A 9,401-nucleotide genomic window follows, 5' to 3' on the forward strand; every position below is an offset into this window, starting at 1 on the left:
AGCTTCATGTCCGTACGGCCGATGTCGCCGGCCCCGCCGAGGAACGTGCTGCGCGCGCTCTTCGACGAGGCCTGGGGTCGCGCCCGCCGGCGCCGGCGCCGCATCGCGGCCCTCGTCGTGCTCGCCGCGGTCGGCGGCGCCCTGGTCACCGCGGTGCGGGGCGGCGACGGCCCGGGCGGGCCCGCCGTGGGCGAGCGCCCGGCCGCCGGCGCCGCCAGGACCGTCGCGCTCGTGCTGCCGCGCGCGCCCGGCATGGGCGTCGCGTGCCCCGTGGCCAACAGCATCGCCTGTGACCGCGTCGGGATCGCGGCGTGGCTGTCGCAGGACGCCGTCCGGGTCGTGGCCACCGTGGGCGGGCGCTCCGTCGTGCTCCAGGACCGCCACATCCGCTGTCCCACGGCGCGGCCGTGCCCGCGGTTCTACACGGGCGCATTGCAGCCGGCGGGCCTCCTGGACGGCGCGCTCGAGGTGACCCCGGACCACGGCGCCGACCGCTGGTACGGACGCCACCCGGTCAGCGCACCGCTGCGCATCACCCCGACCTACGCCGACGGCACCAGGGCCGTGACCACGCGCACGGTGCCGCTGGCCCCCGGCTGGGGCTAGGGCCCGGGCGGCCCCGACGAGGACACCGACGGCGGCTTCGCCCACGGCGGGTGGCCCATGCTCTCACGTGGCGTCGCGCACGCTGGGACCCGGCGACCTCACCTGGTCGGGCTCCACGCTGCTGCCGGCCGACGACGCGCTCGGCGCGGTGCGCGAGCTGCGCGCCCGAGCCGGCGGTGGCCTGCAGGTCTGGGGCGGCGCGACGCCGGCGGCCCAGCTCATCGAGCACGACCTCGTCGACGAGTGCGTGGTGATGATCGAGCCCGTGCTCGTCGGCGGCGGCAGGCGGATCGTCCCCGCCGACGGCCGGCTGCGCCCGCTGGAGCTCGTGTCGACGACGACCGCGCGACCGTCGTGCTCATCTGCAGCCGCCGCCCGGCGGGCTGAGCCCGCCCGCCGGCTACATCCGCAGCTCGAGCTTCTGCTCGCAGAGGTCCACCGAGGCCCGGGTGCCCGGGGTCTCCGCGGAGTCCATCGCGGCGAACACCTTGCCGCCGGCGTGCATGGCCTCGGCCGTGTCGAACTGCTGGAGCGCGATGGCGGTGCCCTGGGCCTCGTCGAACAGGATCTGGAGCCCCGTGGCCGCCACCCCGGGCGGTGGCCCCCCGGCGGCCTCGATCCGGGCCAGCAGGCCGGCGATCCGCTCGGCGCTCACGTCGGTGAACCGGACGACACGCACATGCACGAGAACCTCTCCTCTCGTGGATCAGGGAACCCGTGGCGAGCGTATACGCGCCAACCCAGCGAGTCCAGGTCCCGACGTGATCGCCGGGCCCGAGCCCGCGCCGGAGGGCGCCGATATGCTCGCGATCCCGGCACCATGGTCCCCGATCGCCCCGGCGTCACCAGGTTCGTCCACATCGGCCACATCGTCGAAGACCTCGACGAGACCGTGCGGTTCCTGACGGTCCTCGGCTTCGACTGCGGCAAGCCCGTCGTGGCCGAGGGCGACTGGGTCGGTCGCGTCATCGGCCTCGAGGACGTCCGGGTCGAGGCCGTGATGGCCTCCGCCCCCGACGGCAGCGGGACGATCGAGGTCACGCGCTTCCGCACGCCGACCGTCGCCCCGCACGAGCCGGCGCCGGCCGCCAACCGCCCCGGGTTGCGGCACATCGCCTACAACGTGGACGACGTGCACGCCGTCGTCGAGCGGGTCCGGGCCGCGGGCTGGGACACGGTGGGCGAGATCGTCGACTACGAGCACCGGTACCTGCTCTGCTACCTCCGCGGGCCCGAAGGGCTGATCGTCGAGCTCGCCGAGCGGCTCTGACCGCTCCGCCGGCGTGACGCGCCCGCCTAGGCGAGGTCTGCCGCGGGCTCGGCGGCCATCTGCTGCTGGGGCCGGATGCGGCGCGGCAGCACCAGCAGCGCCACGAGGAACCCGATCACGAACAGGACCGTCGCGGCGTAGAACGCGGTCGTGTAGCCGTGCACCTCGGCGGCGGCGGCCAGGCCCGGGGTGCCGGCGTGGCTCGAGGCGTAGCTCGACGCGGCGTTGGCGAAGATCGTCGAGAACACCGCGGTGCCGACGGCACCGCCGACCTGCTGGCAGGTGTTGACCATGGCCGACGCGACGCCCGCCTCGTAGCGGTCCACGTTGAGCGTCGCGGTGGCGAACGACGGCGCGAAGATGCAGGGCATCCCGACGCCGATGATGAGCAGGCCGGGGAGCACGTGGCTCACGTAGCTCGACGACGGGGTGAGCTGCGCGAAGAACGCGAGCATCGCGATGGCGCCGAGCGCCATCCCCGTCAGGATGATCGGCCGCACGCCGAGCCGCGGCAGCACCTTGGTCTGCACCGTCGGCGCGACGATGAAGATCAGCCCGGTCATCGGCAGGAACGCGACGCCGGTCCTCAGCGGCGAGTAGCCGAGGTTCTGCTGCATGAAGAACGTGAGGAACAGGAACACGACGAAGATCGCCGAGCCGGCGATGGCGATCGAGGCGTAGGCACCGCCCCGCGCACGGTTCCACACGATGTGCAGCGGCAGCAGCGGCTGGTCGACGCGCTGCTGGGACAGCACGAACGCGACGAGCAGCACGACGCCCGCGGCGAGCGAGATGACCGTCGCCGTCGCCTGCCACGAGTCGGTCTCGGCCTTGGAGAAGCCGAAGACGATCGCGAACAGCCCCGCGCAGGCGAGAACGACGCCGACGAGGTCGATGCGCGGCCGCTGCGGCTGCGCCTCGTTGACGATCAGCCGCAGCGCGAAGAACGCGGCCGGCACGGCGATGAGCAGGTTGACGTACAGGCACCAGCGCCAGGAGAGCGCGTCGGTGAGGACGCCGCCGAGCAGCAGACCGACCGACGCCCCGGCCGTCGCGACCGCGGCGAAGATGCCGAACGCCTTCGCCCGCTCGGACGAGCCCGCGAACGTCACGGTGAGCAGCGACAGCGCCGACGGGGCAAGCAGCGCGCCGAACGCGCCCTGGAGCGCACGCGCGGCCACGAGGACGCCGAACGAGGGCGCGAGCCCGCCGAGGAACGAGGCGGCGGAGAAGCCGATCAGGCCGCCGACGAACGTCCACTTGCGCCCGAAGAGATCGCCGATCTTGCCACCGACGAGCAGGAGGCTGCCGAACGCCAGCGCGTAGGCGGTGACGATCCACTGGCGGTTGCCGGTCGAGAACCCGAGGTCGCGCTGCGCGGACGGCAGCGCGATGTTCACGATCGTCGCGTCGAGCACGACCATGAGCTGCGCCACTCCGATGAGCGCGAGCACCGCCCAGCGGTTGGGCTCGGCGGCGGGGGTTCTGGCGTCGGGCATCGCCCGACTATAGGAAGCACGCGGCCCGGGCCAGACCGAGGAGGGCCGAGGCCCGGCGCGGCCCTCGGAGCCGTCCTGGCCCCACGGCGGGCGCGATCGGCGCGGCCCGGGCGCAGAGTGCGTCACGTGCAGGGCAAGCTCGGTGCCGGGGCGCTGCGTCCGCCGCCGGAAACGCGAAAAGCCCCGCCGCGCGGGGCCTTCCGAGGGGTGAGCGAGGGGACTCGAACCCCCGACCGCCTGGACCACAACCAGGAGCTCTACCAACTGAGCTACGCCCACCAGGTGCGTTGGCAGTGTAGACGCTCGGCCCTCGGGGAAGCCGTGTGAGGCGTAACGTCACCGTCGTTCCCCCGAGGAGGAAGCGCAAGCACCATGGCCGCCGAGCCGACCGTCCGCGAAGCCAAGCTCATCCAGTACCTGAACGAGGCCTACGGCAAGGAGAAGGAGCTCGAGACTGCGCTGAGGGCGCACATCGCGATGACGACGCGCGACGCCTACAAGAAGCGTCTGCGTGAGCACCTGAAGGAGACCAGCCAGCAGGCCAAGGGCCTGGAGCGGCGCATCAGGCAGCTCGGCGGCAGGGCCGAGGCCATGGACCTCCCCGGCCCCGACGTCGCCTCCGAGGCGGCGGGCAAGGCGTTGGCGGCGGCCAGGAAGGGCGTCGCGCTCGCGCAGGGACCGCTCCAGGCGCTGCGCGGGACCGGCGAGGCCGAGCGCCTGCTCAAGAACGCCAAGACCGAGCTGTTCAACGAGTTCGAGGAGATCGGCAACTACCTGGCCATCGAGGAGCTCGCCACCGCGCTGCAGGACCGTGACACCGCGCGGCTGGCCAAGGAGTTCCGCCGCCAGGAGGAGCGGATGGCGAGCTTCCTGCAGCGGCTCATCCCCCAGCTCACCAAGCAGGTCGTGCGCGAGGAGATCCCGGCCGCTCAGCGCAAGGCCCCCGCCCCCGCGACCGCCGCGGCGCGCAAGCCCGCCGCCCGCAAGCCGGCGGCCCGCAAGCCCGCCGCGCGCAAGCCGGCGGCGCGCAGCACCACCGCCGCGCGGCCCGCCCGCCCCAAGCGCAGCTGACCCTGTCCCGGCCCGAACGGCGCGGCGGCCTGCGGGCGCCGCGCCGGTCAGGCCCCGAGCAGCGCGGGCAGGTCCTCCGGGCGCTCGGCCAGCGCGGCCGCGCCGGCCTCCACCAGCTCGGCCTCGCCGCCGACGCCCCACAGCGCGCCGATGCACGGCACGTCGTGGGCCCGCGCGCCGAGCACGTCGAACTTGCGGTCGCCGATCATCACGGGACGGCGGCTGTGGGGCAGGTCGCGCAGGGCACGGCCGATCGTCAGCGCCTTGGACTCGTCGCGGGCCTGCAGCGACGGGCCCACGATGGCCGCGAAGTGCTCGGCGATGCCCAGCGCCTCCAGCAGCGGGCGGGCCAGGGCATGGGCCTTGGACGTCGCGACGACGAGCGGCATCGTCTGCGCCAGCAGCCCGAGCGTCGCCGCGACGCCGTCGAACAGGCGGCTCCCGGCGACCATCCCCGCCCGGTAGCGGACGCGGTAGGCGAGCACGAGCGCGTCGAGGCCGGCGTCGTCGAGCTCGGGCGCCAGCGTCGCGAACGTGCGGTGCAGCGGCGGCCCGATGAACGGGTGCAGGTCGGCGGCGGGCCGCGGGGCGCGGCCCTGCTCCTCCAGCACGCCGTTGACCGCCGCCACGAACGCGGCGCGGGAGTCGACGAGCACACCGTCGAGGTCGAAGAGCACGGCGTCGGCGGCGATCATCGGGGGCGCGGAGCGTACCGCCGCACCGGCGAGGCCGACCCCTCGGCCACCGTGAACATCGCCGACCCGTGGGCCGAGAGCGCCAGCGCCTCACCCTGGCCCTCGGCCGCCAGCGACGCGCCGGCGCGGCACGGCGCCCGACGCAGCGTGCCGGCCAGCGAGGCTCCGGGCCGGCGGATCCACGCGAACGCGGCGGCATAGGTCCGCACCACGACGACGCGCCCGTCGGCGCTGACGTCGCCGCCCGTCGCCAAGCCGCCGAAGCCCAGGTGCAGCGTCCCGGCCGCGCGCAGCGTGCGCTCGGCAGGCCCCGCCGGCGCCGCCCTGGTCACGTAGACGCCCGACTCGCCCGAGAGCTGCTTGGTGACGACGACCAGCGCGCCGGTCCGCGGATCCACGAGCAGCGTCTCGGCGTCGTGCGGCCCGTCGGGGTAGCGCAGCGTCAGCGCGACGGCCGGCGCGGTCGACCCCGTGGCGGCCGCCGAGGCCGCCGGCTCGGGGACTCGGTAGACCGTCACGGTCTCGCGCGTGGCGCGGTTGTCGCCGATGTCGGCCAGGTACAGCGCCCGCCCGCCGGGCCGGGCCGGGTCGGGGCCCAGCGCGAGGTCCTCCCAGTCGACGGCCTCGGCCCCGGGCACGGCGAGGTCGGCCAGCGGCGTCCCGTCGGGGCGCAGCGCGAAGATCCGCGGCCGGTCGCCCGAGTCGTTGTGGGTCCACAGCACGCCGGGCTGGTCCGAGCTGAGCACGAGGCCCGACAGCTCGGTCGCCGCCGGTGCCGCCGCGCGGCCGAGCACGGTCATGCGCAGCGGCCCGCACAGCCGCGGCCGCGAGAGCGCCGGCGCCTGCGTCACCGCGGTGGGCGTCGCGCCGAGGGCCGGGTCGTCATCGGCGGAGCTGCACCCGAAGGCCGTCAGCGCGGGCACCGCCGCGGCCAGGACGACCGCGACCCGCAGCACGCGGCGACGCATGCCGCCGCGGCCGCTCAGCCCTCGGCGGCCGCGGGGCGCCGCGAGGGACGGTGGAAGGCGACCTCGACGCGGCGCTGCGTGAAGCGCCAGCCGTCGGCCGTGCGCGCGAAGCGGTCGTGGCACTCGCCGACCCACTTGGGGATGTCGCCGGCGACCGGCAGCTCGTCGCCGCCGTCGCGGCGGTCCCGCCGGTAGTTGATCATGTAGCAGATGCTCTGGGCCTCGTCGGGCGAGAGCACGTCGACGCCGATGTTCGTGAACACGTGGCGCGACACCCGGCGCGACAGCGCCTCGCGCTCGACGAACCACTCGCGGATGGCCTCGCGGCCGTCGAGGTGCAGGTCGGAGCCGATCCACACGCCGTCCTCCGTGAAGAGGTCGGCGATCCCGCTCGCGTTGCCGAAGTCCACCAGGCGCGCGTAGTCGACGATCAGGCGCTCGCAGGCGCGCTCGGCCACGGTCCGCTCAAGGTCGTCCACGCCGCGGATCGTACGGGCCCGCGCGTCGTCACAAGCGACAGTCCGGGCTCAGCCGGGACAGGGCGCGCCGGAGGCGATCGCCTCCCGGCCGGCGTCGTAGTCGTCGTCGCGGCCGTGGGCGAGCACCCCGACGCACGCGCCCCCGCGCCGGTACCACGCGGTGAACGTGCCGTCGGCGCCGGCATCGACGCGGACCTCGTCGTACCCGTCGCCCCAGGCGGCGTACTTCAGCGTGCGGTCGCCGATCGTCGACCAGAAGCCCGGGACGGCCTCCCACGCCGCCGGCGCCCCCGACGCGCGCCGGCCCGCGACCGCGCCCTGGGCCAGCGCATCGCCCCAGTGCTCGACGTGCAGGTGGCGCCCGGCGACCGCGTGCCGCGCCCGGCAGCAGTCCCCGCAGGCCAGGACGCCCGGCGCGCTCGTGCCCATGTCGGTGCCGGCCAGCACCTCGCCGCCGTCCGCGAGCTCCAGGCCCGCTTCGCGTGCCAGGCCGGTGCGGGGGCGCACGCCGGTGGCCAGCAGGACGAGGTCGGCGGGCAGCGGCGCGCCTGTGGCCGCCACGACCTCCAGGCCGCCGTCGCCCTCACGCACCGCGGTCAACTCGCAGCCGCCGCGCAGCGCCACGCCGGCGTCGGCCAGCCAGCCCGCCAGCCGCGCGGCGACCTCCTCCCCCAGCCGTGCCTGCTGTGGCGCACGGTCGGCGCTGAGCATCGTGACCTGCAGGCCATGGGCGCGCAGCGACGCGGCGGCCTCGCACCCGATGAAGCCCGATCCCACGACGACGGCACGCCGAGCGGCCCGCGCCGCGTCGCGCAGCGCCAGCGCCTGCCCCACGTCGCGCAGCACGTGCACGCCCGGCAGGTCGGCGCCGGGCACGGCCGGGCGCACGGGCTCGGCGCCCGTGGCCAGCACGCACGTGCGATAGGCCAGGCGCTCGCCCGCGGTCAGCGTGACCGCGCCGCGGCGCGGGTCCAACGCGGTCGCCGTGCCCGCCCGCCACTCGACCCGCAGGCCCTCGGGCCGGGCGGCGGCCTCCAGCGCCAACTCCTCCGCCTCGGCCTCCCCGCGCAGCAGCTCCTTGGACAGCGGCGGCCGGCGGTAGGCGCGCCGTCCCTCGGCGGCGAGCACGACGACGCGCCCGCCGCCTCCCGCATCGCGATAGGCCTCGGCGGCGCCATGGCCCGCCGGGCCGCCGCCGACGACGAGCAGGTCGATGGTCATGGGCGCGAGCTACCCGCCGCGCGACCGCGACACCCGCCGCGCGCCGGCCGCGTTCAGCCGAAGACCCGGGCGATGACGTCCTGGCGGGTGGGGTCGGCGAGCACGAACACCCGGTCCCCCGTGGCGAGGACGAGCCCGTCGCGCGGCGTCAGCGTCCGGCCGTCGCGCACCACGAAGCTCACCCAGTCCTCGTCCCCCAGCCCGAGGCCGCCGACCGTCGCGCCCGCGGCGGGCGAGCCGGCCGTGACCCGGAACTCGTGCACGCCCTCGGGCTCCTCGCTGAGCGGCACGTGCAGCTGCCAGGGCTGGGCGGGGTGCTCGTGCATCGGGATCGCCAGGCGCCGGGCGATCCACGGGACCAGTGTGCCCTGGCCGAGCACGGAGAACAGCACGACGACGAAGACCAGGCCGTAGACCTGCCGTGCGCCCTCGACGCCCGAGATGACCGCGAAGGCCGCCAGCAGGATCGGCACCGCGCCCTTCAGGCCGCTCCACGCGACGAAGACGCGCTCGCGGCCCGACAGCGCGGTGCGCACGAGCGTCACCGCGACGGTCAGCGGCCGCGCCACCACGGCGAGCACGACGGCCAGCAGCGCGCCGTGCAGCCAGGTCGTGGCCGACAGCCCGGCGATGTCGACGGTCAGCCCCAGCGCGATGAACACGACGACCTCGGCCAGGCCGGCCAACGAGCCCTGGAAGCGCTGGACCTCCAGCTTGTAGGGCGTGGTGGCGTCGCCGAGCACCAGCCCCGCGATGAAGACCGCCAGGAAGCCCGAGCCGCTGACGAGCGAGGTCGCCGCGTAGAGCACGGCGGCCAGCACGAGCACCATCACCGGGTAGAGCGCCTCGCTGCCCAGCGTCAGGCGCCGCAGCGCCGCGACGAGCACTCGCGCTCCGACCACGCCGACGACCAGCCCGATGGCCATCTCCTTGGCGAAGTCCTCGACGATGATCAGGAACGACCCGCCCGGGTGGGTGGCCAGCTCGATGACGCCGAGCATGAGCGCGATCCCCGCCGGGTCGTTGACGCCGGCCTCGCCCTCCAGCGTCGTGCCCGAGCGCCCGCCGATCTCCCGCCGGCCCAGGACGGAGAACACCACCGCCGGGTCGGTCGGCGCCAGCGCGGCACCGACGACGCCCGACGCCGTCCAGCTCAGGCCCAGCAGCCAGTGGGCGGCGAGGGTCATCACCCCGGCGGTGATGAACGTGCCGAGCACCCCGATGGAGACGATGGGCACCGCCGAGGCCCGGAACCGGCGCCAGCCGATGTCCATGCCGCCGTTGAGCAGGACGACGATGAGCGCGACGACCGCCACCCGCTCGACGGTCCGGATCGAGAGGTCGTCGCGCAGCCCGGGGACGATCGCGGCGGCACCCGCGGCGGCCAGCAGGAAGATGACGGGCGCCGGGACCGGCAGCCACGTGCCCAGCTGCGTGGACACGATCGCCAGCGAGGAGGCGCCGGCGACGACGATGACGATGAGCGCGAAGTCGGTGAGTTCGGACATGGGAGTGCCTGCGCCGACCAGGCTTCCCGGCTCACCGGCCACGGACCGTAGCAGCCGCGCATCGGCCGGCCCGCCCGCGGGCAG

General features: G+C 75.4%; 10 protein-coding genes, 1 tRNA gene and 1 pseudogene. 4 read left to right on the forward strand and 8 right to left on the reverse strand.

Features of this window, described 5'->3' with window-relative positions; translation table 11 throughout:
• Positions 1-6: 6 nt before the first annotated feature.
• Positions 7-606, forward strand: a complete 600-nt coding sequence (locus FSW04_RS20725; RefSeq protein WP_146922121.1) for a hypothetical protein — start codon at positions 7-9, stop codon at positions 604-606.
• Positions 607-754: 148 nt separating this feature from the next.
• Positions 755-889, forward strand: a pseudogene (locus FSW04_RS28725) (dihydrofolate reductase family protein); the annotation flags it as partial.
• A 117-nt stretch (positions 890-1,006) separates the two neighbouring features.
• On the opposite strand, the gene FSW04_RS26420 reads toward FSW04_RS28725, so the two are convergent.
• Positions 1,007-1,291, reverse strand: a complete 285-nt coding sequence (locus tag FSW04_RS26420; RefSeq protein ID WP_187369508.1) for a hypothetical protein — start codon at positions 1,289-1,291, stop codon at positions 1,007-1,009.
• Positions 1,292-1,426: 135 nt separating this feature from the next.
• Here FSW04_RS26420 and FSW04_RS20735 point away from each other — a divergent pair, with 135 nt between their 5' ends.
• Complete coding sequence (locus FSW04_RS20735; RefSeq protein WP_146923918.1) at positions 1,427-1,876, forward strand: VOC family protein; 450 nt, start codon at positions 1,427-1,429, stop codon at positions 1,874-1,876.
• 26 nt (positions 1,877-1,902) lie between these two features.
• Here the strand turns inward: FSW04_RS20735 and FSW04_RS20740 are convergent, their stop codons facing one another.
• Both FSW04_RS20740 and FSW04_RS20745 read right to left on the reverse strand, forming a co-directional pair.
• The gene (locus FSW04_RS20740) at positions 1,903-3,375 is read right to left on the reverse strand and encodes an MFS transporter (RefSeq protein ID WP_146922122.1); all 1,473 of its coding nucleotides are present in this window, start codon (positions 3,373-3,375) and stop codon (positions 1,903-1,905) included.
• A gap of 206 nt (positions 3,376-3,581) precedes the next feature.
• Positions 3,582-3,654: transfer RNA gene (locus tag FSW04_RS20745), tRNA-His, on the reverse strand.
• A 93-nt stretch (positions 3,655-3,747) separates the two neighbouring features.
• Between FSW04_RS20745 and FSW04_RS20750 the strand changes: the two genes are divergently transcribed.
• Positions 3,748-4,446 carry a DUF892 family protein gene (locus FSW04_RS20750; protein ID WP_146922123.1) on the forward strand — a complete coding sequence of 233 codons (699 nt, stop codon included), beginning with the start codon at positions 3,748-3,750 and terminating at the stop codon, positions 4,444-4,446.
• A gap of 47 nt (positions 4,447-4,493) precedes the next feature.
• Here the strand turns inward: FSW04_RS20750 and FSW04_RS20755 are convergent, their stop codons facing one another.
• Genes FSW04_RS20755 through FSW04_RS20775 form a run of 5 tightly spaced genes read right to left on the reverse strand, consistent with a single transcriptional unit; the run spans position 4,494 to position 9,317 of the window.
• Positions 4,494-5,141 (reverse strand): HAD hydrolase-like protein, encoded by a 648-nt coding sequence (locus FSW04_RS20755; RefSeq protein ID WP_146922124.1) that lies wholly within the window; start codon positions 5,139-5,141, stop codon positions 4,494-4,496.
• Positions 5,138-6,109 carry a hypothetical protein gene (locus FSW04_RS20760; RefSeq protein WP_146922125.1) on the reverse strand — a complete coding sequence of 324 codons (972 nt, stop codon included), beginning with the start codon at positions 6,107-6,109 and terminating at the stop codon, positions 5,138-5,140. The genes FSW04_RS20755 and FSW04_RS20760 overlap by 4 nt, the downstream gene beginning before the upstream one ends.
• Positions 6,110-6,123: 14 nt before the next feature.
• A complete protein-coding gene (locus FSW04_RS20765; RefSeq protein WP_187368961.1) occupies positions 6,124-6,588 on the reverse strand; it encodes a nuclear transport factor 2 family protein in 465 nt (154 codons plus the stop codon).
• Positions 6,589-6,636: 48 nt separating this feature from the next.
• Positions 6,637-7,809 (reverse strand): NAD(P)/FAD-dependent oxidoreductase, encoded by a 1,173-nt coding sequence (locus FSW04_RS20770; RefSeq protein WP_146922127.1) that lies wholly within the window; start codon positions 7,807-7,809, stop codon positions 6,637-6,639.
• 53 nt (positions 7,810-7,862) lie between these two features.
• Positions 7,863-9,317 carry a potassium/proton antiporter gene (locus tag FSW04_RS20775; RefSeq protein ID WP_146922128.1) on the reverse strand — a complete coding sequence of 485 codons (1,455 nt, stop codon included), beginning with the start codon at positions 9,315-9,317 and terminating at the stop codon, positions 7,863-7,865.
• Positions 9,318-9,401 lie beyond the last annotated feature (84 nt).

This window comes from Baekduia soli (genome assembly GCF_007970665.1).
Lineage (GTDB): Bacteria > Actinomycetota > Thermoleophilia > Solirubrobacterales > Solirubrobacteraceae > Baekduia > Baekduia soli.

Coding starts and splice junctions, on each gene's coding strand:
- FSW04_RS20750 (WP_146922123.1), top strand. CDS start 3,748: ATGGCCGCCGAGCCGACCGTCCGCGAAGCCAAGCTCATCCAGTACCTG.
- FSW04_RS20740 (WP_146922122.1), bottom strand. CDS start 3,375: ATGCCCGACGCCAGAACCCCCGCCGCCGAGCCCAACCGCTGGGCGGTG.
- FSW04_RS20725 (WP_146922121.1), top strand. CDS start 7: ATGTCCGTACGGCCGATGTCGCCGGCCCCGCCGAGGAACGTGCTGCGC.
- FSW04_RS20755 (WP_146922124.1), bottom strand. CDS start 5,141: ATGATCGCCGCCGACGCCGTGCTCTTCGACCTCGACGGTGTGCTCGTC.
- FSW04_RS20735 (WP_146923918.1), top strand. CDS start 1,427: ATGGTCCCCGATCGCCCCGGCGTCACCAGGTTCGTCCACATCGGCCAC.
- FSW04_RS20760 (WP_146922125.1), bottom strand. CDS start 6,109: ATGCGTCGCCGCGTGCTGCGGGTCGCGGTCGTCCTGGCCGCGGCGGTG.
- FSW04_RS20775 (WP_146922128.1), bottom strand. CDS start 9,317: ATGTCCGAACTCACCGACTTCGCGCTCATCGTCATCGTCGTCGCCGGC.
- FSW04_RS20770 (WP_146922127.1), bottom strand. CDS start 7,809: ATGACCATCGACCTGCTCGTCGTCGGCGGCGGCCCGGCGGGCCATGGC.